Consider the following 1,312-nt stretch of genomic DNA (forward strand, 5'->3'; position numbering starts at 1 on the left):
ACGTTTGATTTAGACACCACCGTACCGGGTGATACCGACGGTGATGGCACAAGTGACACCGCGCCAACCTTAACCATTGCCGATGCAGCCGATGGCAACGTCAGCGTGGCAGAAAACAGTGATGGTCTAGAAACGGAGGTGACTATCCCTGACGGCGTGGAAGTGGGTGATACGGTGACCTTAACCATCACCAACCCAGATGGCAGCACCACAGAGCAAACCTACACCGTGACCCAAACGGATGTTGATACAGGCAGTGCGAGCATCACCATTCCAAGCTTGACCGATGAAGGCATGTACAGCGTCACCAGCAGCATCAGTGATGCAGCGGGTAACACTACCGCTGAAAGCACGCCAGTGACGTTCGATTTAGACACCACCGTACCGGGTGATACCGACGGTGATGGCGTAAGCGATACCGCGCCTACCTTAACCATTGCCGATGCAGCCGATGGCAACGTGAGCGTGGCAGAAAACAGTGATGGTCTAGAGACAGAGGTGACCATTCCTGATGGCGTAGAAGTGGGTGATACGGTGACCTTAACCATCACCAACCCAGATGGCAGCACCACAGAGCAAACCTACACCGTGACCCAAACGGATGTTGATACAGGCAGTGCGAGCATCACCATTCCATCATTAACCGATGAAGGTATGTACAGCGTCACCAGCAGCATCAGTGATGCGGCGGGTAACACTACCGCTGAAAGCACGCCAGTGACGTTCGACCTTGACACCACCGTACCGGGTGACACCGACGGTGATGGCACGAGTGACAGTGCACCAACCTTGACTATTGCCGATGCAGCTGATGGCAGCGTGAGTGTGGCTGAAAACAGTGACGGCGTTGAAACCAATGTGACGCTTCCAACGGGCGTGGAAGAAGGTGATACCATCACCTTAACCATTACCAACCCAGATGGCAGCACCGCCGAACAGACGTACACGGTGACGGCGGCTGACATCACTAATGGCAGCGCAGACATCACCATTCCGAGTCTAACTGACGAAGGTATGTACAGCGTCACCAGCAGCATCAGTGATGCGGCGGGTAACACCACGGCTGAAAGTACGCCAGTGACGTTTGATTTAGACACCACCGTACCGGGCGATACCGACGGTGATGGCACAAGCGACACCGCGCCTACCTTGACCATTGCCGATGCAGTCGATGGCAGCGTGAGCGTGGCTGAAAACAGTGATGGCATTGAAACAGAAGTCACACTTCCAGCGGGTGTGGAAGAAGGTGATACGGTGACCTTAACCATCACCAACCCAGATGGCAGCACCACAGAGCAAACTTATACTGTCA

1 protein-coding gene and 1 pseudogene are annotated in these 1,312 nt (G+C 54.6%); one reads left to right on the forward strand and one right to left on the reverse strand.

Going from position 1 to position 1,312, the window contains the following annotated elements:
* Positions 1-174: 174 nt before the first annotated feature.
* Positions 175-1,038, forward strand: a pseudogene (locus NL646_RS23320) (PKD domain-containing protein); the annotation flags it as partial.
* Between the two features lie 51 nt (positions 1,039-1,089).
* On the opposite strand, the gene NL646_RS23490 reads toward NL646_RS23320, so the two are convergent.
* Complete coding sequence (locus NL646_RS23490) at positions 1,090-1,251, reverse strand: hypothetical protein (RefSeq protein ID WP_367618118.1); 162 nt, start codon at positions 1,249-1,251, stop codon at positions 1,090-1,092.
* Between the last annotated feature and the right edge of the window lie 61 nt (positions 1,252-1,312).

Source organism: Vibrio sp. Y20_XG_PY13 (genome assembly GCF_024181925.1).
GTDB lineage: Bacteria > Pseudomonadota > Gammaproteobacteria > Enterobacterales > Vibrionaceae > Vibrio > Vibrio parahaemolyticus.